The following is a 24,376-nucleotide window of genomic DNA, read 5'->3' as shown; positions in this document are numbered from 1 at the left end:
GTCTGTACCCGGAGCGCACGGGCCGCGGCCTCCCGGCGCGAACCCGGACGATCGAACATACGATGGGCGGGAACCGGCGCGGTCGGCCCGCGTGCCGCCCGCCCAGACCACTCGGGGTGGAGACGCATGGCACAGGCCGCCGACACAGCGCGCACGGTCATCCTGACCGTGGACGACGACCCGGGAGTCTCCCGTGCCATCGCCCGCGACCTGCGACGCCACTACGGCGCCGGGTACCGGATCGTGCGCGCCGAGTCCGGCGAGTCCGCGCTGGAGGCACTGCGCGAGCTGAAGCTGCGCGGTGACCTGGTGGCGGTGATCCTGGCCGACTACCGCATGCCGCAGATGAACGGCATCGAGTTCCTCGAACAAGCCCTGAACGTGTACCCGGGCGCGCGGCGCGTCCTGCTGACCGCCTACGCCGACACCAACGCGGCGATCGACGCGATCAACGTCGTGGACCTCGACCACTACCTGCTCAAGCCCTGGGACCCGCCCGAGGAGAAGCTCTACCCCGTCCTGGACGACCTGCTCGCGGCCTGGCGCACCAGCGACTACCGGCCGGTACCCGCCACCAAGGTGGTCGGCCACCGCTGGTCGGCGCGCTCCTCGTCCGTGCGGGAGTTCCTTGCCCGCAACCAGGTGCCCTACCGCTGGTACTCCTCCGACGAGCCCGAGGGACAGCGACTGCTGGAGGCGGCCGGGGCCGACGCAGAGCGGCTGCCCGTGGTGATCACTCCGGAGGGCACCGCGCTGGTCGAGCCGGAGGCGCCCGACCTGGCCGCCCACGTGGGGCTCGCGACGACGCCGACCGCCGACTTCTACGATCTCGTCGTGATCGGCGGCGGCCCGGCCGGGCTCGGCGCGGCCGTGTACGGGGCCTCCGAGGGGCTGCGGACGGTACTGGTCGAGCGGTCGGCTACCGGCGGGCAGGCCGGGCAGAGCTCCCGCATCGAGAACTACCTGGGTTTCCCGGACGGGGTGTCCGGCGCGCAGCTCACGGACCGCGCCCGTCGCCAGGCCGGCAGGTTCGGCGCAGAGATCCTCACCGCGCGCGAGGTCACGGGGCTGGAGACCAGCGGCCCGGCACGCGTCGTCCGTTTCTCCGACGGCTCGTCGATCGCCGCGCACAGCGTCATCCTGGCGACCGGAGTGTCCTACCGGCAGTTGCTCGCGCCGGGCTGCGACGACCTGACCGGGCGCGGGGTGTACTACGGCTCCTCGCTCACCGAGGCGTCCTCCTGCCAGGGGCACGACGTGTACATCGTGGGCGGCGCCAACTCCGCCGGGCAGGCGGCGATGTACCTGGCGCGCGGCGCGAAATCGGTGACGCTCCTGGTACGCGGGGACTCGCTGAAGGCGTCGATGTCCCACTACCTGATCCAGCAGATCGAGGAAGCACCGAACATCACGGTGCGGACCCGGACCGTCGTCGGGGAGGCACACGGCGAGGGCCACCTGGAGCGGCTGACGCTCCGGGACGAGGAGAGCGGCGCGACCGAACTGGTCGACGCCCAGTGGATGTTCGTGTTCATCGGCGCGGCCCCGCTGACCGACTGGCTGGACGGTACGGTGCTGCGCGACGAGCACGGCTTCATCCTGGCCGGGCCGGACCTCACTGCGGACGGCCGGCCGCCGGCCGAGTGGGAACTGGACCGGCCGCCCTACCACCTGGAGACCAACATCCCGGGCGTGTTCGTGGCTGGCGACGCGCGCGCCCAGTCCGCGAAGCGCGTCGCGTCCGCCGTCGGAGAGGGAGCCATGGCCGTGATGCTCGTCCACCGCTACCTGGAGCAGTCATGAGCGGCCGGATCATGCCCTGCAGCCCGCAGGAGATCGCCTCCCTGTTCCTGTTCGAGAAGCTCTCCCCGGAGCAGCTCGGGCGGCTGTGCGCCGAGGGGCGGGTGGAGCGGTTCGAAGCCGGCCCGGTGTACACCGAGGGCGACCCGGCCACCTGCTTCTACGTGATGATCGAGGGCACCGTCGTACTCTCCCGCCGGGTCGGCGGCGACGACGTGGAGGTGAGCCGCACCTCGCAGCGCGGCGTGTACGCGGGAGCCATGCAGGCGTACCTGGGCGACCGAGTACCGCAGACGTACACCAACTCGATGCGGGTGACCGAGCCGACCCGGTTCTTCGTGCTGCCTGCGGAGTCGTTCGCGGACATCATGCGGGACTGGTTCCCGATGGCCGCGCACCTGCTGGAAGGTCTCTTCTTCGGGTCGAGGAACACCCAGCGGGCCATCGGCCAGCGCGAACGCCTCCTGGCCCTCGGGTCGTTGTCCGCCGGGCTCACCCACGAGCTCAACAACCCGGCCGCGGCGGCCGTACGGGCCACGGCGACGCTGCGGGAACGGGTCGGCAAGATGCGGCACAAGCTGGCCGTCATCGCCCAGGGCAATTACTCCCGTGAGGCGATCGCCGACCTCATCGAGATACAGGAGCGCACCGTCGAACGCGTCGCGAAGGCAGTGGTGTTGAGCCCGCTGGAGGCGTCCGACCGGGAGGACGAGCTCGCCGACTGGCTCGACGACCACGGCATCGCGGAGGGCTGGCGGATCGCGCCGACCTTCGTACAGGCCGGGCTCGACACGCAGTGGCTGGAGCACGTCGCGGCAACCGTGGCCGAGGACATCCTGCCGTCGGCCATCGGCTGGCTCAACTACACGGTCGAGACCGAGCTGCTGATGGACGAGATCGGCGACTCCACCACCCGCATCTCCCACCTCGTGGACGCGGCCAAGCAGTACTCGCAGCTCGACCGTGCCCCGCACCGCGTCGTCGATGTCCACGAACTCCTCGACAGCACCCTGCTGATGCTGTCCGGCAAGATCGGTCCCCGGATCCGCGTGGTCAAGGAGTACGACCGCTCGCTGCCGGACGTGCCCGCCTACCCGGCGGAGCTCAACCAGGTGTGGACCAACCTCATCGACAACGCCGTCTTCGCCATCGCCGGCACAGGCGGGGACGGCACGCTGACGGTCCGCACGGCACGGGAGGGCGACCGCCTGCTGGTGGAGTTCCGCGACACCGGTCCCGGCGTCCCGGCAGACGTCCGCAGCCGGATCTTCGACCCCTTCTTCACCACCAAGCCGGTCGGCGAGGGCACCGGCCTCGGCCTGGACATCTCCTGGCGGATCGTCGTCAACAAGCACCACGGCAGCCTCCAGGTCGAATCCGCACCGGGCGACACCCGCTTCCAGGTGCTGCTGCCCCTGACCGCCCCCGAAACCGAGAGCGCCGAGGAGTCCGTATGACAGGCATCGACGGAATCGACCCGAGCGTCCCGCCCACCGGCACCGGCTGCGCCGCATGCGACGCGGTGGGCGGCTGGTGGTTCCACCTGCGCCGCTGCGCCCAGTGCGGGCACATCGGCTGCTGCGACTCCTCCCCGGCCCAGCACGCGACCGGGCACTGGAAGTCCACCGGCCACCCCCTGGTGCAGAGCTTCGAGCCGGGCGAGGAGTGGTTCTGGAACTACGACAGCGACGAACTGTACGAGTCCGGCCCCGAACTCACCCCGCCGGCCAGCCACCCCGCGGACCAGCCGGCCCCGGGCCCGACCGGCCGAGTCCCCCAGGACTGGACGAGCCTGCTCCACCGCTGACGGTGCCCGGCCACCGTTCACCTGCCCGCGCCCGGCGCCACGCGGGGGCTCGAACCATGAGTTGGAGGAGAGCCCTTCGCTGCATCCTTGGTCCTGCCGGGAAAATCGAACGGGGGGCGCGGGATGTGGTCAGTGGTGTCGTCGGGCGGACTGCCCGCGAGGGAGCGGTTCGACTGGTACGCCGACCTCATCTCGCGTGAGGTGATGCCTACTGTGCTCAGCAGCGAGCGGCCTGCCGAGTTTCAGGGGAAGGCCGCCGTAATGGCCTTGGGAGAACTCCGTGTGGCGAGGTTCGCCTTGTCGCCCCTGCGCTCGCGGCGTACACCCGCGCTGATCCGGCGCGGGGACCCGGAGGAGTATCAGCTGGCGCTCTTACGCAAGGGCGCCACGTCGTTGTCCCAGCACCGAAACGTGAGCACCGTCCGAGCCGGCGACCTCATGCTCTGGGACACCTCGCGCCCCTCCGACAACGAGATGCTCGCCGAAGACGGTCAGGTGCAGGCGACGATCCTGCTGCTTCCCCACGCCGTCCTGCCGCTGCGCACCGGGCGCCTCGACCAGTTGCTCGCCCGCCGCATACCGGGCGACCGCGGACTGGCAGCGATCCTGGCGTCTTTCATGACCGCCCTCGAAGACCACGGCGCGCAGTGCGCGCCCGAAGAGACGTGGCGGCTCGGCAAGGTCGCGGTCGACCTCGCGACGGCCTGCCTGGCCCAGCACCTGGACATCGAGGAGCACCTCCCCGCCGAGGTCCGCGCACAGGCTCTCCTGCAGCGCATCTACGCCTTCATCGAACACAACCTCAGCGATCCGGAGCTGACTCCTTCCGTCATCGCCGCCCGCCACAACATCTCGGTGCGCAGTCTCCACCAGCTCTTCCACGGCCAGGAGGAGAGCGTCCACACCCGGATCCGGCGGCGCCGCCTGGAGCGGTGCCGCGCCGACCTCGTCCGCCCCGATCTCCGCGCCCGCCACGTGCACGCCATCGCCGCCCGCTGGGGCTTCAGCGGCCCGGTGGTCTTCAGCCGTTCTTTCCGCGAGCTGTATGGAATCAGTCCTACCGAGTTCCGTGCGCGGACTGTTCAGGAATCCGGCGCCGACAGTTCAGTGCGGCGATCGAATCCTTCCTAGATTCGGACGCGGGCTGGTACAGGCCGGCCCGTACTGTCGCGCAATGGGAGGAACTGCGATGTTCGCTTCGTTGAAGCCGATCGGCAAGACCCTTGCCATGGTCGGGGTGGCCACTGGCCTTGCTATTGGCGTTGCCACACCGGCCAGCGCCAACAGCACGGTCAGCTGGCAGCACGAGGTGTCCGGTCTGTGTCTGGGCTGGAACCTGGACAACAACGATGCCAAGATGTGGGGTTGCTCGTCCTACGGAACGTCTTGGTACGAGTACAACAACGGCGACGGCACATGGCTCATGAAGCGCAACGACGACCGCGGGTACTGCCTGACGGGCTACTGGGACAACGACGTCTACATGGAGCCGTGCACGGGCAACGACTACCAGCGCTGGTACGAGGTTCAGACGTCGGCCGGCTGGAAGCTCAAGCACAAGGCGACCGGCCGATTCCTGGACGCCAATGACAGCGGCAGCAGCGTCTACCTCCACGACGAGAACAACGGCCGCTACCAGCTCTGGCACTGACCCGGCCGGCCCTGTGGAGGTGACGACCTGTAGGCGCGGGCTGCCCGCGGCAGCGGGTGCGTACGCGACTACCGGGTCGTGACACACAAGCTTGGGACGAGGGACCGGGACTTCTCCGTTGAGCGAGCCCGGTCCTTCGGCAGTTCTTCTCAACGAAAACCGGCGCCAAGCCTCCCTCGTCGATCCTTCTCCGTGGCTACGGCGCCGGCGGAGAGGAGCGTCGCAGCGGCGAGGCTGCCCCAGAGGGCCGCCGAGCCGTGGGGCGCGAGAGCGGTGATGACCGCCGGGGAGACGGCGAGGCCGAACCCCGTGGAGAGCTCGAAGCGGGCGAGGGTCCGTCCCAGGACGTGCGCCGGGGCGAGGTGGGTGACGAGCGCGGTGGCGCTGCCGGCGTAGATGATCTCGCCGATGGTGCAGACCACGGACACCGCGGCGACGGCCGGGGCAGCCCCGTGTCCCAGTGAGGTGGCCGCGAGGAAGCCGAGGTAGGCCGCGGTGAGTACTACGCCGGCGAGAGCCAGCGCGGTGCGCCGGGAGAAGCGGGACATCAGGACGGTGACCGGAACCTGCAGGGTGACCACCAGCACCGTGTTGGCCACGAAGATGGCTGCCGACCACACCGGTGATGCGTTCATCTGTGTCACCAGGACCAGAGGGAGCGCGATTTCGGGGACGTTGAGGCAGAAGACGTAGACCACGTTGGCGGCCAGCAGCGTACGCATCCGGGGCGCGGGCCCCTCCTCCCTCTCCTTGGCCGGGGTGGCGGCCGGATTGGCGTGTACGTGGACCGACCACGCCAAGGCCGCCGCAGTGAGATAGGCGAGCCCGGTGACGGCCGCCAGCGCCTGCAACGCGGCGGTGCCGCCCGCCAGGCATGCGGTGGCGAGGAGCGCGCCCGCGCCCAGGCCTGCGTTGCGCAGGGCGCGGCCTCCCGCGAGAGCGACGTCGCGGTCCCGGCCGTGGGCGACCGTGGCCACGAGAGCCGCGTGGGCGGCCGGCCATGCCTGGTTGCCGATGCCGAGGAAGAGCGCCGCCGCCGAGAACAGCCAGACCTGCCCGGCCGGGGTGGCCAGCAGCAGCGCCACGCCCAGCACCCGTACCAGCATCGACGCTGCCACGACCGTACTGCGTGCGCCCCGGTCGAGCCATCGGCCCACCGCGGGCATGCAGACCAGACCCACGACGATGCCGACCGTCATGGCGATGCCGGTGACCGGCGCGGACAGCCTCAGCACCGTCACCCCGTAGAGCAGTAGAAACGGCCGCAGCAGGCCGGTCCCGAGCGCGTCCACGGCCAGGGCGACGGCATAGCGGGGGCCTCCGGAGGCACGGACGAGGGCGCGGGGCCGGATCTTGGTGGTGGTTGTCATGGCGTCAACGGTGCGTTCGGCCACCGGACCGGCTGCGTCGGTTGACGGACACCGTCAACCGACGCCGTCGCCGGCCACCCGGTCGGTGATGATGAGGGGGTGACGTTGAGGATCGACATCGGCGGCCTGCCGTCCGAGCGACTGCGGTTCGCCGCCTCCCCGCTGGCCGAGCTGACCGCGATGCTGCACGTGCTGGCCGAACCCGGGCATCATCCGCAGCTCGCCGGCTGGGCCGCGGACGTCTGGGCCGGGCTGCGGCCCGAGCTGGCCGAGCGGTTGCGGGAGGCGGAGTTCCTCTGGCGTTCCTCACAAGCCGACTTCCTGATCCCCGCCCGACCTCGGCCGACCCTCACCGAGGAGTTGGACGACGTGGACCGGATCGACGACGAAACGTACGTGACCGCCGCGCTCGTCACCACGTGCGGCAGCAACCGGGTCCACTTCGCCGCGCCGTCGCCGCTCACCGACGCGACGTCGCGCGAACGGGCCCTGGACCTGGCCCAGGCCCGCGGCGCGCGGCAAGAGGCCTTCGCGGAACGGCTGCTCGCGGACCCGGCCGCCGTGCGGACACGGGTGCGCCACACCCTCGAACAGTGCGCCGAGGCCTTCTTCGACGCCGCCTGGACGGACGTCGCCGTACAGCTCGCCACCGACCTGCGACTGAAGAACGACCTGCTGAAGCGCCAGGGCATCGGAGCGGCACTCGCCTCGGTCTCCGGCGCCGTCACCCTGGCGCCGGACGGCGACTGCATCATCGTGGACAAGCTGCAGGACAAGGCGACCGCCGCCCACGGCACCGGGGTCACCTTCATCCCCAGTGTCTTCGGCCGCCCGCACCTGGTGGCGGTCCACGCGCCCGGGTGGCAGCCGGTGGTGCAGTACCCCGTGGCCGAGCCGGGTCCATCAGAGCCGGTATCGCTGGAAACGGTCACACTACGGCTGGAGGCGCTCGCACATCCGGTACGGCTGCGGCTCCTGCGCACCCTCGCCCGCGGCCCGCACACCAACGGTGAACTGGCCCACGCCTGGGAACTCTCACCCCCGGAGGTTTCCCGCCACCTCGCGGTCCTGCGCCGCGCGGGCCTGCTCACGGCCCGGCGGCACGGTCGTTACGTCCGGTACACCCTCGACCTGCCCGGTCTGACGGCACTGGGCGCCGACCTGCTGGCTGCCGTACTGCGCTGAGCGGCTGCGGTCTGCCGGAACTCGGGCGGGTGGTACGGAGCACACCGCCGCGGGTGGGCTCCGCACCGCCTCATGTCATCGGTCTTGCGAGAGCTCGTACAGCTCGCGGAATCGGCCCCCGTTCAGGGTGACGAGCTGGTCGAAGGAGCCCTGTTCCACGATTCGGCCGCTGTCCAGGACGATGATGCGATCCGCGAGGCGGCAGTTCTCCATCCGGTGTGTGACGATCACCGTGATCCGGTCCTCCTTCATGCCCCGCAGGCCCGAGAAGACCATGTGTTCCCCGCGCGGATCCATCGCGCTCGTCGGCTCGTCCATGACCAGCAGGCCCGGCTTGCGGTGGAAGGCGCGACCGCAGGCGATGCGCTGCCACTGTCCGCCGGAGGGCTCGTGGCCGCCCCAGATCGAGCGTGCCAGGAGCGTGTCCAGGCCGTCGGGGAACTCCTCGACGGTCGTCCGCATGCCGACCGCCTCCAGGGCTTCCCACACGGCCTCCTCGCCGCGGGGGTCCGGCTGGCCGAGGGTGATGTTCTCCCGGGCGGAGAACGGCCAGTACCCGTACGACTGGGTGACGAGGCCGACATGGGCCCAGGCGGAGCGCTGGTCGGCGTCCGAGGTCGGGACGCCGTCCCAGGTGACGGTGCCGGACGTCGGGGCGGTCAGCGAGGTCAGCAGCCGGATCAGCGTGGACTTCCCGGCGCCGTTCTCCCCGATGACGGCGACCACCTCACCCCTGGCCAGGGTGAGCGAGACCGGTCCGAGGGCGGGGGTGTCCTTGCCGGGGTAGGTGTAGGTGGCCTCCTCCAGCCGGATCTTCTCCGGCCCGCTCTCCATTACCTGCGGGCCGCGCGGGCCGGACTTCTCGGCGGCCTCCTTGACGAAGGTGGTGTAGTCGCCGAGGTAGAGGGCGTGCTGGAACATGGCCGCCCCGTAGACGACGAGCTGTGACAGGGCAGCGGTGGAGGTGCGCATGGCGACGATGGCCGTGCCGGCGGCGGCGATGGCCATGTAGCCGCCGATGACGAGTCCGGCGAGCGCCCCGTACGTCGCCACGACGAAGACCCCGGAGGCGGTGGCGGCGATCAGGTACACGGTGAGGTAGCGGGGCGCGGAGCTGACCATCTTGGAGTCGATGCGCTCGCAGACGGCCGCGTACCAGTGGTGCGCGTAGGGCCGCATGCTGTTGCCGCGCAACTCGTCGGCCAGCTTCGGGGTGGTCAGGTGCCAGCGCATCATGTGCTTGATGTTGCGGGAGGCGATCGTCTGGTTGTGGAGCCGGTAGTCGAGGCGCGCCGCGTACACCGAGCCGAGGCCGCGGGGGACCACCGACAGGAGGAGCAGGGGCAGAAGTACGGGGTGCACGACGGCGAGGACGGACGCGACCGCGATCATGTCGATCATTCCGCCGGTGAAGCCCAGGGCGTCCTGCAGGAGCATGGCGGAGCGGGCGGAGCCGGTCTCGGCGGCCTCCGAGCGTTCGGTGAAGTCGGGGGCGTCGTAGGCGGCGAGCTCCACATCCATGTGGGCGTCGACCATCGCGAGGTCGGCGAGGGTGGCCATGCCGGGATTGAGACGGCGGGCCGCGCTGCCGGAGCTGATGGAGGCCAGGGCACCGAGGGCGGTCATCGCAGCCGCCATGGCCAGCGGCCAGGCGGCGGCCGAGATGCGTTCCTGGGCGCCGTCGCCGGCCAGGAGCGGAACCATCGCCTGGGCGATCGCCGCGAGCGCTGCCGCCGTGCAGATCCCGCCAAGGATCTGCGAGGCGACCAGCACGTGGAAGGCGGTGCGGTTGACGGCGACGGCGAGCCGCGCGGTCTGCTTGAGGGCGGAGGGAACGCGACGGGCCATCTGCCCGAGCGACAGCGCTTCCATGGTCTCGTGGTGCTGGCCCCAGCTGTACTTGAACTCCGGAGGGGCTGGCGGTGCGATGGGTTCCTGCTTCTCGGTTTGCTGCTCGGACATGCTGCGTCTCCTTCAACTGGGTTGTCGTGGAGGCCAGTTCGTCCGAACCCGCACATGGCGAAGAACCCCGGGTCCGCGGTGTGCGGAGGGGCGGTTGCGGGGTCGTCGGAGCTGGGGCAGTGAGTACAGCGCAGACCGGGGGCCGGAGCAGCGGGATCTGGCCGACCTCGCGGCGACGGCCCCCTTGGCGTGGCAGCTGATCGCGTTCGGATGCCGTCAGGCTCCCGGGTCGGCCGGCACAACAGGTTGGCCGGAACCAGCCGGTGCGGGGGTCAGGTCATCGGAAATCGCTTGCGGCCCCGACGGCGTCCCGGCCGGCCGTCCCGGTCGGCGCGTGGACCGCTGGATAGCGCAGGATCTGGCCGGCGGTGGTGCCGACGAGGATCGTGCCGTCGGGAGCCGCGTGCAGGGAGACCGGCTGGTACGGGGGCAGCGGGCGCCGGTGGAGCACCGCCCCGTCGGCCGCGTCCACGGAGACGAGGCTGCCGTCGGCGCACAGGGCGTGCAGGACCCCGGCGTGCACGTCGAGGTCGAAGACCGCGGATTGCAACGGCCGGCTCCAGAGGACCTCACCGGACGGGAAGGCCCGGCGGACGAGCTCCGATTGCCCGTGCAGCAGGGCGGTGCCGGTGGCATCGGACGCGTACACCACCCGGCCGAGCGGCGCGTCGACGGTGAACAGCACGGTCTCGGCCGCGCCGTCGGGGGCGAGCGCGACCACGTCCCGACCCCTTCGCCCGTACAGCAGCTCGGGGCACCGGCGGGCGTCGAGCGGGACGAGGTCGTACCGGTCCGGCTCATGGACCGAGCCGATCCGTTTGCCGTCGGCGGCGAAGATCCGGGTGTTGGGCGGGGTGGGCGGCTCGGTCTCGATGCTGCGGTTGTACGTGTCCCGGATCGCCCAGACCCCGTCCGTACGCGCGGACATCGCGGCTGAGAACGGCACCGAGTGCTGGTCGAGGACGGTGCCGTCAGCCGTGTCGACGAGCAGGAAATCGGTCCTGGCACGGGCGTCGGGACCGGCCGCGGCCACGCGTACGGTCCGCTCGTCGGCGGCCACCTCGATGCGCGTGCCGCCGCTCGCCGACGGCGCGGGCACGCTCCACAGCGCCGATCCGTCCGCGGCCCAGCACTCCACCGCCACGTCCCGGCGGGTGGCGAGCACCCGGCCGTCGCGGAGCCCGGCCACGGTCCGGACCCCGCCCCGCCCGTCGTAACTGCGTCCGGCCCGCTCGGCGAGCGTGCGCAGCAGCGGCTGCGGGGGCGGTATGTCGTCGTACGCCCTCGGGTCCTCGGGGTCGTGCGCTGTCCGGTCGAGGGCGGTCAGATCGAGGGCGTCGGGGGCGAGGCCGCGCCAGTTCTCGCGTACGACGGACGCCCGAGCCATCAGGCCGTCGACGCCGTCGGCCAGGGCGAAGAAGGTCAATTGGAGGGTGTGGTCGTCCAGCCAGCGGACGGGCTCGATGCCCCATGCGGGGTCGGTGAAGTCGACGCGGTGTCCGGTGTCGGCCTCAAGGAGGGTGAGACCGCCTTCGCGGCAGTACTCGTCGTAGTTGTCGAGGCCGACGGCGAGCAGGGGCAGCGTGGGGTGGAACGCGATCGACTCGGCCTCCATCGTGAAGGTCAGCAGATGGGCGCAGGACAGGTCCGCGGCGCGGTACACGGCGACGCGGCTGGACCGGTGCATCACAGAACTGACGGCGATCCACTGCCCGTCGGCGCTGATCACGGCCTGGCACGCGTGTCCGAGCAGTTCGGGAAAGGGCTGGTCGTGGAGTGCGGTGTGCGGTTCCGGCTGGTCAGCCATGGTGCTCCGTAAGATGGGCGAACGACATCCGGGCGAGGACGTCGAGGGTTTCCGGCGTCGCGGCCGGCACGAGGTTCCGGAACGACGCGGCGAAGGCGCCGGACTGCGTGCTGAGCGTCCGTACCTCCAGCGCCTGGGTCAGACGGGGGATCAACTCGTCGTAGCAGAAGGGGTGTTCGGCTTCGATGAAGGCGAGCAGGCTCTCCTCGTACGAGGCGTGCTCCCCGTCGTACGCCCAGGAGTCCAGCGCGAGCAGCAGCGGGAACCGGGCCCGCACCTCCCACTGGGCCAGCGGGACTTCCTCGTAGCCGGCGGGCCACTCGCGGTCCGCGAGCCGCAACAGCATCGCGAGCTCGGTCATGAACTCGGGCACGCTCTTGGTCCCGGCGGCCGCTGTCCATGTCCGGCGGGCGTCCGGCGGGCAGGTAGCGAAGAACTCCTCGCTGAACGCCGTTGCCAGATAGTCGAGTTGGGAGGCGAGCGGCTGTGCGGTGTGTCGCCAGGCCACGTCCCAGTGATCGGTCCGGGTGACCCGCGTGAGCCGCAGCACCTCCCACTCCAGCGGATCGGGCCCGCCCGCGGCGAGCCCGACGAGGTGCGCGATCGGTCCGCTGGTGAACATGCCCTCGGGGTGCAGCGCCATTACTCCTCCTACGTCGTCCACGGCCCATCCAATCGCCCCGCGTGCGCGGCAATCGCACCGGGTGGGAGCGTGCAGGACGCTGGGGGGTTGCGCGGGTTCCGCTCCTGAATCGGAGGCGTACGTGGCTTGACCGCACGCCGGCAGAGTTGAGTCACTGCTGCAGCGGCGCGGCGCATGCCGCTTCAGGTGAAGGGGACGCGCATCCCGGCCCTCTGCCAGGAGGTCGAGCACGTCGGCGATCAGTTCGTACGGCGCGCCGTCCGGTGTAACCACTGGGCGCGCAACGGTCATCACCGCCATCCGCGCCAGCGCCGACAGGACAAGAGCCACCACTCCATGAGGGGTGGCGGCCCCATGCGGCGAGATTGCTCCGGCACGGTCTTGCGTACGCCGGCGCGCAGACATACGGGAACACCGTGCTGGTCTACCTGCGCGAGCGGGCCTTCATCGCGTCCTACGACACCCCCAAGCAAGACCCGTGGCCGATCCGAACGCTGTCACGCGGAAGCCACGACCTCACCGGACATGACTTGAGGAGGGTTGGGCAGCAGTGACGCAAGGTTGTCCCGCACGAAGTCCGTCGCCCTCGAAATCGATTCCTCGGCACCGGCCTGGTCCTTGAAGACGCTGGTCGAGACCATCACTCCGTCCCCGGCATCGACCCAGTAATAGGCCACGAAACCGGAGACCTGACGCATGAGCGGCACGAACCCTTCGTTCACCAAACGTCCTGCCTCGGCCGGATCGGTCACCCCTTCATACCGCCGGACTGCTGCGTACATCGCCGAGCTCCTCACGTGGGTTCCGGGTTCGTCACCTGTGGAGACGTCGTACCCCTGCGATGGAGGACCGGCCCGTCAGGGGTCCGGCAATCACCTGATGGGTCGCCTCGGGTGATCCGAACGGCGGCTTCCACCCGCCTCGCCACCCGCACCAAGCTCGACGACGGCAGTCAGTGGTCGTGGCGGGCACCGTGTTCCAGCGACTGGGGTCGGGCCGCGACGGCATCGTGGCCGGGGAGGAGCAGGGGTGCTTGTCCGCGGGGACCTGTTGCGGTGAGGGGGATGCCGAGGCTTTCGCACATCCGGGAGGCACGGGCCAGCGCGCTGAAGGTCATGGCGGAGGGGGCGTCGGTCGGCAGCTCGATCGTGACCCGGGAGGGGCCGTGCGTGTGGACGAGTGACTCGATCTGCAGCGCGGCCGCGGCCCGATTGGTGACGTTCAGCTCCTGCAGGATCTTCACGTGCAGGGTGCCTTCGGTGATGTGGTGACTGATGACCATGCTGCGCCTCCCGCACACCGGGATCCGGCCGGCACCAGCGGTGAGGGGTGCCCATGTACCAGTGTGGGGCAGGGGCCTCGCACGGACGAGTCCGCCCGGCCGGTGACGTGGCGCAGGGGCAGTCCCGTGGCGGGCCGGACCTGCCGATCCCCCTGCCTCTTCCGCGGCCACGCCGGGTGCACTCGATGTGACTCTCTGTGATAGCCCGAGCCGCATCCCGGACCGGCTCGCTCCGCCGTGGCGCGCTTATAGCGCATTCCTGTCCCCGACGCCACTTCCGAACGAAGCAATCCGGCCAGGGCCGATCGCGATGAGAGTGCGGATTCCCTGGTCGCGAACGGGTCGACACGTCGTCGACCTCCCGCTACGCGGCCGCTCGCCGTGGACGGGCCCCCGCCACTGCCGGAGTTCGCCGCCGTCTATGGCGCATAACGATTCCTCCGGTCCGATGAACTCCAACGAAAGCCCACATGCGGGCAGTTGGGCGTAGTTACGCTCCCGCCCACCGGTCAGAAGGTCATCCTTTTCGATAGTTCGAGGACGCTGATGGAGCAAAGAGATATTCCCCCCAAAGCGAGCCACCTGGAGGGGGGAACAAGCCGGATGCTGCCCGCGATCGTGGCCGTGGCCGCCGCCTGCATGGTCGGGGCGCTCGTTTCCTCCTCGGAACCGGTCGGCACCGTCCTGATCGCCGCGGGCGGCGCGTGCACCGCCGCGGTGGTCGTCGAAGCGTTACGGCGGGGCCGTGCGCTCGCCGCCCGCAGCACCCAGGTCGCGGCTCTCCAACACGCCCTGTCCCAGCAGGAGTCCGAGGCGGTCCGCCTGTCCGCGTCGGTGCTGCCCGAGGCCATCGAGCGACTGCGCAAGGGCGAGCCGGCCGAGGAGCTGCTGACCTCCCTCGGAGGGCGCGGCGGACACGGCAACCGCTGGGGCGACGACGTGGCCCTGACCCCGCGATTCAGAGCCGCCCTGCAGGCCGTGCTGGCCCACGTGATCGACGCGGTCGACAACGAGGAGAGTTTCCGCGACTCGGCGCAGCGGGCCTTCGTGAACGTCGCCCGCCGCGTGCAGGCGATCGTCCACCAGCAGGCCCACGAAATGCGCGAGATGGAGGACCGGCACGGCAGCAACCCGGATGTGTTCGGCGACCTTCTGCGACTGGACCACGGCACCGCCCTGATCGGCAGGCTCGCCGACTCCATCTCGATCCTCGGCGGTGCGCGCCCCGGACGCCAGTGGAGCAGGGCCGTCACCTTGTACAGCGTGATGCGCGGCGCGATGTCGAGGATCATCGACTACCAGCGGGTGGAGCTCCACTCGGTCTCCGAGGTCGCCGTCGTGGGGCCGGTCGTGGAGCCGCTGATCCACACCCTGGCAGAGCTGCTGGACAACGCCACCCGGTACTCACCGCCGCACACCCGGGTCCACCTCACGGCCGTCGAGGTGCAGTCGGGCATCGCCGTGGAGATCGAGGACGGCGGCCTGAGCATGAGCGAGGAGGCCCGCCGACGGGCCGAGCAGATGCTCGCCCAGGCACAGTCCGGCATCGACCTCAACGACCTGGGCGAGACGCCGAGGCTCGGCCTGGCGGTGGTCGGCCGGCTGGCCCAGGCGTACGGGTTCCAGGTGTCCCTGCGCTCGTCCGCGTACGGCGGCGTCCGCGCCGTGGTCATCGTGCCGCAGCACCTGATCACCATGGCGTCCGCGGCGACCGGTCTCGCCCACGGCATCGGCTCCTCATCGGGGCCCAGGGCAGTGTCCGCGACACCGCGCGAGCACCCCCTCGACCACTTGTCGGCCGGCGTTTCCGCGCCCCGGTCGGCACCGGCCCGTGCGCCCAGGCCGGTGCCCGTCACCAGCGGGCCGGCCACCGAACGTACCGCGACCGGCCTGCCGCAGCGACGCCGTAAGGACCGTGTCACCACCTCCGACGCCCGGCCTGCCGCGGAGCCGCGGTCCGCGGACGACCGAGGCCCCGGAATGTGGCTGGAGGCGTTCCACAGCGGACTGTCCGGCACACCCGGCCATGACACGCAGGGCGCCCAGGACGCGCCGGGTTCAGCGACCAAGGGGGCCTGAGCAGTGATGACTCAGCGAAGCAGTATGGACTGGATGCTCAAGGACCTGGCCGCCGGAGTGCCGCAGACGCGGCACGTGATCGTACTGTCCGCGGACGGGCTCTGCGTCGCGCAGTACGGGGCCGAGACCGACACGGCCGACCGCCTGGCAGCGGCCTGCGCGGGCCTGCAGAGCCTTGCCGGAGCGGTGGCCGCGGAACTGCCGCGCTCCGAGGGCAGGATGCGCCTGGTCGTGATCGAGATGGACGGCGGGTTCTTCTACCTGATGGCCGCCGGTGACGGTTCCTACCTTGCGGTTCTCGCCGACGAGGACGTCGACGCGGGCCTGATGGGCGCGCAGATGCGCAACCTGGTGACCCGAATGGGGGACCACCTGAGCAGCCCGCCCCGACATGACGGGCAGACCGCGTGAATGATTCGCCCACCAGCTGGGAGGACGGGAGCCCCGAACGGCTTTACGTCATCACCGGCGGACGCAGCGGACCCACCACTGCCGTCCATCTGGACCTCGTGACCTTGGTCGTGGCCAAAGGGCCCGCCCAGCCCGAGACGCAGCCCGAGCAGGCAGCCATCCTGCGGATGTGCCGGTCACCGCTGTCGGTGGCCGAGATCGCCGCGTACGCCGGCCTGCCCGTCAGCGTCGTCACCGTGCTGGTCGGAGACCTGATGGCCGCCCAGCGCGTACACGTCCGTCCGCCCGTTCCCGCCGCGCAGCTACCCGACCTTGCTCTGATCGAGGCAGTGATAGATGGACTTCAAAGGCTCTGACCCACCCGCCGGGCCGTGCCACGCGGACATACTCCCGCAGACGGCCGCGGCCGCAGTGAAAGTCGTCATCGTCGGCGGCTTCGGCGTGGGCAAGACGACGATGGTCGGCGCGGTCAGCGAGATCAAGCCGCTGACGACCGAGGAGACGATGACCAGGGCGGGCGTCGGCGTCGACGACACCTGGGGTGTTGCCCGCAAGATCACCACGACCGTGGCCATGGACTTCGGCCGCATCAGCATCAACGACGAACTCGTGCTGTACCTGTTCGGAACACCCGGCCAGGAGCGCTTCTGGTTCCTGTGGCGCGGGCTCTTCGAGGGCGCGCTCGGAGCGGTCGTACTCCTCGACACCCGTCGGCTGGAGATCAGCTTCGATGTCATCGGACGACTGGAGGAACGGGGGGTCCCGTTCGTCGTGGCCGTCAACTCCTTCCCCGGCGCGCCCGAGCATCCGCTGGAGGAACTGCGCCAGGCCCTCGATCTGCCCCCCGCCGTCCCGATCCTCGTCTGCGATGCCAGACGACGCGACTCGTCCCGCGATGTCCTGCTGACCCTCATGCACTACCTGCATTCCCAGGCAGCCACCCAGGAGGCAATGTGAGTACCAGCCCCACCCCACCGCCCGAGTGCCCCGCCCACGCTGCGGGAACGGTCGGCGGCCTCTACCGTCTCCACGGACCGGAGGCCCAAGCCGACCCCCTCGCCTTGTACGAGAAGCTGCGGGCCGAGCACGGGCCGGTGGCCCCCGTGCTGGTCAGCGGGGACCTGCCGGCATGGCTGGTCCTCGGTCACCGGGAGAACCTGGACGTGGCGCGCATGTCGTCGCGCTTCGCCCGCGACCCCCGCGGCTGGCGCGACATGAGAGAGGGCCGGGTGCCGGCCGACACCCCGCTGGGCCCCATGGTTACCTGGGTGCCGGTGTGCAACTTCACCGACGGGCCCGTTCATGAGCGGCTGCGCGCAGCCGTGGTGGAGTCCCTGGAGCGCTTCGACAAGCGAGGCATCCGCCGCTACGTGACCCGCTTCGCCAACCAGCTCGTCGACAAGATCGCAGGCGAGGGGTACGCCGACCTGGTGTCCGCCTTCTCCGACCAACTCCCCATGCTGGTCATGACGCAGCTCATCGGGGCGCCCGACGAACACGGACCCCTGCTGGTCAACGCAGCGCGCGACATGCTCCAGGGGACGGAGACGGCTCTCCAGAGCGACCGCTACGTCACCGCCACGCTGGAACACCTGGTCATGGAGCGCAAGGCCAAGCCCGCCCGCGACCTTGCCTCCTGGCTGATCGAGCACCCCGCGAACCTGAGCGATACCGAAGTGCTGATGCACCTGCGCGTCGTGCTGATCGCCGCCTACGAGACCACCGCCAACCTGATCGCCAACACGCTGCGGTCGGTACTGACCGATCCGCGCTTCCGGGCGAGCCTCTCCGGAGGTCACATGACCCTGCCGGACGCCCTGGAGCAAGTCCTGTGGGACGACCCGCCGATCAACACGATCATCGGGCGCTGGGCCACCGGTGACACCCTGCTCGGCGGCCAGGAGGTGAAGGCCGGAGACATGATCCTGCTCGGCCTGGCCGCGGGCAATGCCGACCCGCAGATCCGGCCGGATCCCGACGTCTCCGTCCACGGCAACCGCTCCCACCTGGCCTTCAGCAGCGGACCGCACGAGTGTCCGGGCCAGGACATCGGCCGCGCGATCGCGGACACGGGCATCGAGGTCCTGCTGGACCGGCTGCCCGACCTCCAGCTCGCGGTCGACGCGAGCGAGCTCCAATGGCGTGGCACCCTCATGTCACGCCACCTGCTGTCACTGCCGGTACGGTTCGCCCCGCGATCCGCGCCGAACCCGCAAACCCAGCCGGAGCAGCCGTCCGGGCACCCCGCGCACGCGCTGATCCCGCCGCAGCCGACGGCAGCGCCTGCGCCCGCTGATCCCCGCCGTGGCGTCAGCTGGTGGCGCCGACTGCTCGGCCGCCGCTGAGCCGGCCCTCCGGGCCGAGGGCCCCGGCCGCACCGGCCGGGGCCCTCGACATCGCTCAGCCGCGTACCTGCTGCCACCAGTATGCGAGGGCCGGCAGATCAGGCGGCTCGATTCCGGCGATGCCGGGGGTGCCCGCGAACCGGATCGCGAACCTGGCTTCGGCGAGGGGAAGTTCGTAGCGATTGCGCGGACTCGCGTAGCGGGGTGCCCGGCTCTGCCAGGCGATGGAGCCGGCCACGTAGTGACCCAATGCGGCCAGGTGACGGCGTAGTGCCCCGTCCGCGTCGTCCTCCAACTGTGCCCGCAGCCTGAGGAAGAGGACCATCACCCGGTCACGCAAGGCCACCGCGAGCGGCACCGCCTCGGCGGGGGAGCAGTTCTCCTGGTGGGCGAGGACGTTGACGAGATTCACCTCGCGCGGCTCCAGGTGGTCGTCCTTGTCGTAGGAGAACAGGTCGTTGTCCGCGCTGACGACGAATCCCGCCGCATCCGTCAGAGCCGTCAGCGCCGGGGAGCAGAGCACGTCCGCCGGCAGTCGGTCTCCGCGGGCGACGTCGGACCAGGTCAACGAGAAGCGGGTGCCGTTCGCCAGCGGCCCCATGGCGACGAAGTCGTTCAGCCCCGGCATGGTCCCGGCCTCGGCCTGTGCGGCCCGCCAGGCCGCCCCGAGCAGCCAGTCGCGCGTCCCCTCGACGAACCTGCGCAGCTCGTAGGGCGTGAGCATGGCGTGGGTGCGGTTGACCAGGTCCACCAGCGCACGGGTCATGGGGCCCTCCGGCAGCAGTGACGCCCCCGGGTCCTCTATGGTCCGCAGCAGACGTGCACCGTGTTCGACGACGGCACGCGTCCCCACCTCGTCGGAACCCGAATCCTGCCAATCGTCGACTGCGTTGGCCCAGTAGTTCCATTCGGTGAACAGCAGGACGGCTTCCACCTTCCCGTCGGGGATGATGCGGCAGGAGAAGTCGGCGCTGTGGGTGGCCAGGCCCCACGCGCGCTCGACCGCATCGGGGTACAGGCCGAAGGCGTCCAGCCACTCCACTGCCCGGGACTCCACCTGCTTCGCCTCGGGATGGACGAGGTCGCGCTCCAGGGGGCAGTAGAAGGAGGGCAGGCGCGTACCGAGGAGCGAGGGGCGCGGCGAAGCGGTCATCGGCCGCCACCGATCCGGAAGAGCAACAGCCGCGTCTCCACCGCGTGGTCACGCCAGAGCCGGAAGAACTTGCTGTGCGCGATCGTCGACTGTGCGAGCCGTTCGCCGGTCCAGGCGCCGGACGTGACGTCGGCGCCCGCTCGGAGCCGATCGAGTTCCGCGGTGTTCCACGCCATGGACTGCACCCAGAACTCCGCCACCGACTCCGTCACGTCCTCGTCCTGCACCAGTTCAAAGCCGGCTGCCTCGGCCGCGGCCAGGTATTCCCCGCGCTGCCCCAGACGCGTTCTGTAATAGCCGTCCATGAACTCGCGCCACTCGGAGCGGCCCACGAAATGCTCCTGGATCCCGAACCATCCACCGGGCTCAAGTGCCTTGGCGACGACCTCGAAGAGACGGGTCCGGTCGGTGTATCCGCTGCTCTCGTTGGCGTAGACGGCGTCGTACGCGCGGGTCTGGTCCAGGTCGTGGACATCCGCCAACGCGGGTTTCACCCGCCCCGCGACCCCTGCGTGACGGGCGAAGTGCCGGACGATCGGGACGTGTGCCGCAGCGACGGTGAGGCTGGTGACGGATGCCCCGTGCTCCTGCGCCCAGTACAGCGACGTGCCGCCCAGGCCGCAGCCGATGTCCAGCAGCCGCCGGGGAGGAGCCTCGTACGCGCCCCACGAACGGGCCGCGTGCTCGACTATCCGCTCCTGCGCGTCGAGCAGGCGCTGCTTCAGCGTGCTCTGGGAAACGATGGTGTCCGGAGGGCCGTCGGGGTACAGCCCCACGTGGAAGTGAACGCGGGGGCCCGGGCCGTACTTCTGGAGGATCTCCTGCGTCTTGCGGCTGTAGTAGAGCCGCACCGGATCGTCCGCGGCGGAGCCCTGGCCGCTGCCTAAGGACGATACGAGAGGTGTAACGCGCATGGGGTGTCCGCCCTTTCGTGGGGTAGGGCTGTCTCCGGGACGCGCTTCCGCCCTCTCACTTGCGTCCCGACAGGCGCACTGTTGAGCACGGATCATCGTGGCACTTCGTGGGCCCCACGTCAGCCCGCTGGAGCAACACAGGGCAGCATCCGCTCAAGGCGGGATCAGGGGGCCGGGTGTTGTGGGGCGCTGGCCACCCCGGACTCCCGTCCGCTGAGCTCGGCGTCCAGGGTTTCCTGGGCGATGCGCATCGACTCGGTGTACTTCGGCTCGGACATCCGCTGCCAGGCCCGGTCCGGTGCGATGTCCTCGACCCGGCTGGTCACCCACCAGATGTTGCCGAAGGGGTCGCGCACCCTGCCGCCCCGGTCGCCCCAAGCGTTGTCGGAGGCCTCGGTGATCACCGTTGCCCCGTGCGCCACGGCGGCGGCCATGGCGGCATCCGCGTCGGGGACGTAGATGCGCAGCATCGAGGGCAGCACCGGCCAGTCGGGCCTGCGGTCGAAGGCCAGTACGACCGTGTCGCCGACGCGGATCTCGCCGTGGCCGATGGTCCCGTCCTCCAGCGGTACGCGAGCGATCTCTTCGCCGTCGAACGCTGCCGCGATGAAGTCGAGCAGCGCGCCGGTGTCGTCGGTGACCACCCACGGTGCGACGCTGGTGTAACCCTCGGGGGCGGTGTGCTTCATCGGTACGTCCTCTCCGTCGGTTCCTGCTGACGTGACGACAGTAGGACCGAATCAGGTCAGTTTTCGTCCTGGATGCACGAACCGTCGCGGCTGTTGTGGCGAGCCGGGGCGGCGGCCACCGCCCGTCACTTGCTGTGGCCGGCGTCGTGTTCGTCACCGTCGTGGTCGACGATCGTCCAGGGGCGCATCAGGTCGTCGTCCTCGTGTTCGAGGAGGTGGCAGTGGTGGACGTACGTCGCAGGGAACTCGGCGCCGCTGCCCGGAATCGACGCGATCGCAGCCGTCGGCGGGCTGAATGCCTGAGTGATGATTCTGGTCACCGTCTCCGGATAGGACTTGACCGTGTCCTTGAAGGACAGTGCTTCGTCCGGGTCCGGCGGAATCGGCGGGCCGGTGAGGTAGTTCGCCAAGACCGGGCGGGCCTCCGGTTTGCGGCCACCGTCGAGCCACTTTTCGTAGTCCGCCTGGTAGCCGGCCGCATCGATCGGCTGCCTGTTCAGCACCTGGAAGTTGATGAGGTGGACATGCATCGGATGGGCGTCGTGGTTGGGATTGATGTACTCCCAGATCTCGCTCGAACCCGCCTTGATGAAGTCCTGGGACGGCTCCATGAACGGCACCGCGTTGAACGTCATGGTGCCGAAGAGCTTGTGCTGGTACGTGACCCATTCCCGTCGGCGGGTGTCCGGTTCCGGTTCGATGGGTGCGACCGCCGGCAGCTGGAGCTTCTTGGGCGGCGTCGTCTTGTCCCCGCCTCCGGACAATGTTTGGTGACCTGGAACTGCATGATTTCCGAGATGACCGGCCCCATGCCGGGCATGCCGGGGAAGTGGACCGGCGCGTGGTAGTTCGTCAGTGTGATGTTCGTGCCCATGGGCATCTGACTGAAGTCGACGATCAGGTCGTACCGCTCGGCCGGCGAGATCAGGAAGTTCAGCATCTGCAACGGAGCACGGAAGCCGCCGTCGGTGCCGATCAGCCAGAACGGCAGTGTGGGCTGAGGAAGTACGTTCCTGGGAGTTTCGAACCTCAGCCGCCAGAAACGCTCGTTCGAAGCGTTGAGAATGCGCAGCCGATAGCGTCGCGGTTCGACGGCCAGGAAAGGGTACGCCTTCCCGTTGACGACCGGGGTGTCCTCGCCCTCCCTCTGGGTCATGGTGTAGGCGAGTGAGCCGTCCCGGTGGAAGGTCCGGTCCTGCAGGATGAGGGGGACTTCGAATTCACCTCGCGGCAGCCCGAGCCGCTCGTCGGCGGGGTCGCGAATGAGGTAGAGACCGGCAAGGCCCGCGTAGACGTTGACGCTGGTCATCCCCATGCCGTGATCGTGATACCAGAGCATGGACGCAAGCTCGTGGTTGGTGTAGGCGCAGATCGCTTCGTTGGGTTTGACCCGGCTGGGGTCCAGGGTGGTGTAGGACTCCGCGTGGAAGCCGTCCGGGCTGAACGAGTGCAGCGGCATGCCGTCGGACTGCGGCGCTGTGAAACCGCCGTGCTGGTGCACGACGTTCCACACGTTGACATTCGGGGGAAAGGGCGGCTTGGTCTTGTAGGGAGGCGGAGCCATCGGGGTGAGCTCGGGGTCCCCCTTGCGAATGGCGTCGATCACGAACTGGAACAGGTGGGTGGTGGGCAGCTCGTTGCGGTACTTGACGACCGTCGGGTGGTCCCTGTTCACGCTGATGGTCGGCCCCAGGTAACCCATGCCGATCGCCTTGTGAGGATCGCGCGGGTTCCTGGCCCAATACCCCCAGACGGTTGCCGGCTTGAGATCCCGGTGGAAGCGCCACGTGCCCTGCCGCATTGTGAGCTCGTAGTAGTCGGCGCCCGGGTACACGGATGGATCAGGGATGGCTGTCATCGGCATGGGCAGCGGGTCGACGTACTTCGCCAGCGGAGGGGTCTGAGGCACCGGGGCGTCCTGTGTCCCATCCCCGCCCCGTGACCCGTCGACGGTACGTCTGTGCTCCCGGAACATCCCGTGGAAAGAATTGCCGCACCCCCCACGGCGCCGGCCAAGAGGAATTCCCTTCGTCCAACCATGGTTTCCAGCCTTCCGTCGCCTCACGTAGCGTCCAGGGGACGCAGGGCTGGTTCGGAGGGCTTCCGCAGCGCGCCGGTCCGGTCCGGGAAAGCCACTCGTTGAGCCGATCTCAGTGGCAATTCGGCAGGCATTGGAATTAGAATTCAATTCCTAAAGCCGGTCTGAATGCCTGTAACATTCTTCCGGTGCGTCATATTCGGCTGCGCAGCGGACTTTCCAAACGCGGCCTACGGGACAGCCCTTAGAGCTCGTAACAGGATCTTGGTGAGATGTCCTGGTCGGCCGTGACTGGTGCGACGATTTGGCCGTTCGGGATGGTGTGAGTACTCGGCCGTGGATCGTGGATGACGACTTGTGGGCAGTGATCGAGCCGTTGCTGCCGCCCTGGCCGGAGCGGTCGCCAGGTCCTCGGCCAGTGGCGGACCGAATGTGTCTGCAGGGCATCCTGTACGTCCTCTGCAACGACATCGCCTGGCAACTCCTGCCGCTGGAGCTGGGGTTCGGCTCTGGGCAGACCTGTTGGCGCAGACTGGAGCGTTGGCAGCAGGCCGGGGTATTCGACCAGCTGCACCGCATCCTGCTCGCCAAGCTGAACGCGGCCGGCCGGCTCGACTGGTCCCGGGCCTGCGTGGACGGCTCCCACATCCGCGCGAAAAAGGGGGCTCCGACACCGGTCCGTCGCCGGTCGACCGGCGGAAAACAGGCAGCAAACACCACCTGATCTGCGACGGGCGCGGCACCCCGCTCAAGGTCATCACGACCGCGGCGAACGTCAACGACGTCACCCAGACCCTCGCCCTGGTCGACGGCATCCCACCGGTGGCAGGTCGTCCCGGCCGACCCCGCCGCCGTCCCGAGGCCCTGCTCGGAGACAAGGGCTACGACTCCAACCCCAACCGCGATGAGCTGCGCAAACGCCGGATCCTGCCCGTCATCTCCCGCAAGGGTGCCCCGAACATCAAGGGCATGGGCAAGCTCCGCTACGTTGTCGAGCAGACCTTCGCCCTGCTCCACCAGTTCAAACGACTCGCCGTCCGATGGGAACACCGCACCGAACTCCACAACGCCTTCATCTCGCTCGCCTGCAGCCTCATCTGCTGGCGACGCCTCAAGAAGCACGATTCATGATCGTGTTACGAGCTCTTAGAGGTCCTAACAAAGGCGTTGGACATGTCGGTGGGTGATGAGGCAGGTGGCGAGGCCGAGGAAGGCTTCGTGGATGTCGTCGCGTCGTTCC

23 protein-coding genes are annotated in these 24,376 nt (G+C 69.7%); 12 read left to right on the top strand and 11 right to left on the bottom strand.

The annotated features are described in order from the left end of the window. Nucleotides 1–126 precede the first annotated feature (126 nt). The 5 genes from ACFYOB_RS38770 (at nt 127) to ACFYOB_RS38750 (ending at nt 5,258) form a co-directional block, all read left to right on the top strand. Nucleotides 127–1,803: an FAD-dependent oxidoreductase gene (locus ACFYOB_RS38770; protein WP_388569028.1), complete on the top strand. Its 1,677-nt coding sequence runs from the start codon at nt 127–129 to the stop codon at nt 1,801–1,803. Beyond that, nucleotides 1,800–3,257, top strand: coding sequence for an ATP-binding protein (locus ACFYOB_RS38765; protein WP_388569026.1), 1,458 nt, complete (start codon nt 1,800–1,802; stop codon nt 3,255–3,257). Before ACFYOB_RS38770 ends, ACFYOB_RS38765 begins: the two co-directional genes overlap by 4 nt. Beyond that, nucleotides 3,254–3,607 carry a UBP-type zinc finger domain-containing protein gene (locus tag ACFYOB_RS38760; RefSeq protein WP_388569023.1) on the top strand — a complete coding sequence of 118 codons (354 nt, stop codon included), beginning with the start codon at nt 3,254–3,256 and terminating at the stop codon, nt 3,605–3,607. Before ACFYOB_RS38765 ends, ACFYOB_RS38760 begins: the two co-directional genes overlap by 4 nt. Nucleotides 3,608–3,730: 123 nt before the next feature. After that, nucleotides 3,731–4,738, top strand: a complete 1,008-nt coding sequence (locus ACFYOB_RS38755) for a helix-turn-helix domain-containing protein (RefSeq protein WP_388569020.1) — start codon at nt 3,731–3,733, stop codon at nt 4,736–4,738. A 58-nt stretch (nt 4,739–4,796) separates the two neighbouring features. After that, entirely contained in the window at nt 4,797–5,258 is a 462-nt protein-coding gene (locus ACFYOB_RS38750; protein ID WP_388569017.1) for a hypothetical protein, read from the top strand. A gap of 149 nt (nt 5,259–5,407) precedes the next feature. On the opposite strand, the gene ACFYOB_RS38745 is transcribed toward ACFYOB_RS38750, so the two are convergent. Then, complete coding sequence (locus ACFYOB_RS38745; RefSeq protein ID WP_388569015.1) at nt 5,408–6,628, bottom strand: MFS transporter; 1,221 nt, start codon at nt 6,626–6,628, stop codon at nt 5,408–5,410. A gap of 99 nt (nt 6,629–6,727) precedes the next feature. Here ACFYOB_RS38745 and ACFYOB_RS38740 point away from each other — a divergent pair, with 99 nt between their 5' ends. Continuing rightward, entirely contained in the window at nt 6,728–7,813 is a 1,086-nt protein-coding gene (locus ACFYOB_RS38740; RefSeq protein WP_388569013.1) for a DUF5937 family protein, read from the top strand. Between the two features lie 75 nt (nt 7,814–7,888). Here the strand turns inward: ACFYOB_RS38740 and ACFYOB_RS38735 are convergent, their stop codons facing one another. From ACFYOB_RS38735 to ACFYOB_RS38715, 5 genes are all read right to left on the bottom strand, one after another. Then, complete coding sequence (locus ACFYOB_RS38735; protein WP_388569011.1) at nt 7,889–9,775, bottom strand: ATP-binding cassette domain-containing protein; 1,887 nt, start codon at nt 9,773–9,775, stop codon at nt 7,889–7,891. A gap of 277 nt (nt 9,776–10,052) precedes the next feature. Next, nucleotides 10,053–11,582 carry a PQQ-binding-like beta-propeller repeat protein gene (locus ACFYOB_RS38730; protein ID WP_388569009.1) on the bottom strand — a complete coding sequence of 510 codons (1,530 nt, stop codon included), beginning with the start codon at nt 11,580–11,582 and terminating at the stop codon, nt 10,053–10,055. Next, nucleotides 11,575–12,225 (bottom strand): hypothetical protein, encoded by a 651-nt coding sequence (locus tag ACFYOB_RS38725; RefSeq protein WP_388569006.1) that lies wholly within the window; start codon nt 12,223–12,225, stop codon nt 11,575–11,577. Before ACFYOB_RS38725 ends, ACFYOB_RS38730 begins: the two co-directional genes overlap by 8 nt. 497 nt (nt 12,226–12,722) lie before the next feature. Next, nucleotides 12,723–13,007 carry a hypothetical protein gene (locus tag ACFYOB_RS38720; protein WP_388569004.1) on the bottom strand — a complete coding sequence of 95 codons (285 nt, stop codon included), beginning with the start codon at nt 13,005–13,007 and terminating at the stop codon, nt 12,723–12,725. A gap of 170 nt (nt 13,008–13,177) precedes the next feature. Beyond that, entirely contained in the window at nt 13,178–13,507 is a 330-nt protein-coding gene (locus ACFYOB_RS38715; protein ID WP_388569002.1) for a hypothetical protein, read from the bottom strand. A 603-nt stretch (nt 13,508–14,110) separates the two neighbouring features. Here ACFYOB_RS38715 and ACFYOB_RS38710 point away from each other — a divergent pair. The 5 genes from ACFYOB_RS38710 to ACFYOB_RS38690 are packed head-to-tail and all read left to right on the top strand — an operon-like array spanning nt 14,111 to nt 18,342. Further along, the gene (locus ACFYOB_RS38710) at nt 14,111–15,586 is read left to right on the top strand and encodes a sensor histidine kinase (protein WP_388569000.1); all 1,476 of its coding nucleotides are present in this window, start codon (nt 14,111–14,113) and stop codon (nt 15,584–15,586) included. Between the two features lie 6 nt (nt 15,587–15,592). Continuing rightward, nucleotides 15,593–15,997 carry a roadblock/LC7 domain-containing protein gene (locus ACFYOB_RS38705; RefSeq protein ID WP_388568998.1) on the top strand — a complete coding sequence of 135 codons (405 nt, stop codon included), beginning with the start codon at nt 15,593–15,595 and terminating at the stop codon, nt 15,995–15,997. Continuing rightward, nucleotides 15,994–16,353, top strand: coding sequence for a DUF742 domain-containing protein (locus ACFYOB_RS38700; protein WP_388568996.1), 360 nt, complete (start codon nt 15,994–15,996; stop codon nt 16,351–16,353). The genes ACFYOB_RS38705 and ACFYOB_RS38700 overlap by 4 nt, the downstream gene beginning before the upstream one ends. After that, nucleotides 16,334–16,954, top strand: coding sequence for an ATP/GTP-binding protein (locus tag ACFYOB_RS38695; protein WP_388568994.1), 621 nt, complete (start codon nt 16,334–16,336; stop codon nt 16,952–16,954). Before ACFYOB_RS38700 ends, ACFYOB_RS38695 begins: the two co-directional genes overlap by 20 nt. Beyond that, nucleotides 16,951–18,342: a cytochrome P450 gene (locus tag ACFYOB_RS38690; protein ID WP_388568991.1), complete on the top strand. Its 1,392-nt coding sequence runs from the start codon at nt 16,951–16,953 to the stop codon at nt 18,340–18,342. Before ACFYOB_RS38695 ends, ACFYOB_RS38690 begins: the two co-directional genes overlap by 4 nt. A 55-nt stretch (nt 18,343–18,397) precedes the next feature. Here ACFYOB_RS38690 and ACFYOB_RS38685 read toward each other — a convergent pair whose 3' ends face one another. From ACFYOB_RS38685 to ACFYOB_RS38665, 5 genes are all read right to left on the bottom strand, one after another. Continuing rightward, the gene (locus tag ACFYOB_RS38685) at nt 18,398–19,495 is read right to left on the bottom strand and encodes a hypothetical protein (protein ID WP_388568989.1); all 1,098 of its coding nucleotides are present in this window, start codon (nt 19,493–19,495) and stop codon (nt 18,398–18,400) included. After that, nucleotides 19,492–20,409, bottom strand: coding sequence for an SAM-dependent methyltransferase (locus ACFYOB_RS38680; protein ID WP_388568987.1), 918 nt, complete (start codon nt 20,407–20,409; stop codon nt 19,492–19,494). The genes ACFYOB_RS38685 and ACFYOB_RS38680 overlap by 4 nt, the downstream gene beginning before the upstream one ends. Nucleotides 20,410–20,573: 164 nt before the next feature. Continuing rightward, a complete protein-coding gene (locus tag ACFYOB_RS38675) occupies nt 20,574–21,098 on the bottom strand; it encodes a VOC family protein (protein WP_388568984.1) in 525 nt (174 codons plus the stop codon). A gap of 125 nt (nt 21,099–21,223) precedes the next feature. Continuing rightward, entirely contained in the window at nt 21,224–21,733 is a 510-nt protein-coding gene (locus tag ACFYOB_RS38670; protein ID WP_388568981.1) for a multicopper oxidase domain-containing protein, read from the bottom strand. Then, nucleotides 21,730–23,007, bottom strand: coding sequence for a multicopper oxidase family protein (locus ACFYOB_RS38665; protein WP_388568978.1), 1,278 nt, complete (start codon nt 23,005–23,007; stop codon nt 21,730–21,732). Before ACFYOB_RS38665 ends, ACFYOB_RS38670 begins: the two co-directional genes overlap by 4 nt. A 451-nt stretch (nt 23,008–23,458) precedes the next feature. Here ACFYOB_RS38665 and ACFYOB_RS38660 point away from each other — a divergent pair. After that, a protein-coding gene (locus ACFYOB_RS38660; RefSeq protein WP_388568975.1) for an IS5 family transposase occupies nt 23,459–24,267 on the top strand; the annotation gives its coding sequence in 2 pieces (ribosomal slippage) (nt 23,459–23,776 and nt 23,779–24,267; 807 coding nt in all). Nucleotides 24,268–24,376: the final 109 nt, after the last annotated feature.

It is taken from the genome of Streptomyces sp. NPDC006463, assembly GCF_042870715.1.
Taxonomy (GTDB): Bacteria; Actinomycetota; Actinomycetes; order Streptomycetales; family Streptomycetaceae; genus Streptomyces.
This window is presented reverse-complemented; position numbering and strand designations above follow the sequence as displayed.